General features: G+C 46.2%; 1 protein-coding gene. It reads right to left on the bottom strand.

All coding sequences use genetic code 11. The annotated features are described in order from the left end of the window. On the bottom strand, positions 1–619 hold a 619-nt coding region (locus tag R7R24_RS28200), incomplete at both ends, for a magnesium transporter (protein ID WP_318120378.1).

Genomic DNA, 619 nt, shown 5'->3' with positions numbered 1-619 from the left:
CCCGTAGATTGGCCGGCACTAAAAAGCATAATGCGTCCAACCATAACTATTGCGATCGCTAATGCGAGACACAGCGCTACGCGACTTTCTTTCCAAAGTACTGCTAACCACTGACGCTTTTTAAGTTCACCAGTGGCCAATGCACGAATGACCAATGTGGCCGCTTGAGTTCCCGTATTACCACCAGCCGCCGCAATCACCGGCATGTATACTGCCAGTAAAACCAGTTGGCTCAATGTATCTTCATACTGAGCAATAATCAGCCCAGAAACGATCCCCAATAAAGCGAGTGCAATAATCCAGCCTATTCGCTGCTTTACATGCTCTAGTACGCCTGTTGATAAGTAACCGTCAGGAGTATCAACTTCCGACACATGCAAACCCAATTGGTGCGCATAGTGACGCGCACGCTTATCATGACCCGCATGCTCAAGTTGAGGCATCAAACTGTTCACATACCCTACAGAACAGTGCTTCAAAATCCCCACCGCTTCATCTATTGGCATGATGGTGAGCAAATGAAGTTGCTGCTCTTGATCGTATTTCAAAAACGCATTGCGAGCTGCACCAATTTCTACTTCAGAAAAGTTTGGTGTTGTTTCAATAAAAGTGTTGTTCA

This window comes from Vibrio sp. 704, assembly GCF_033339295.1.
The sequence above is the reverse complement of the archived record's forward strand: the minus strand, read 5'-3'. Positions and strand labels throughout refer to the sequence as shown.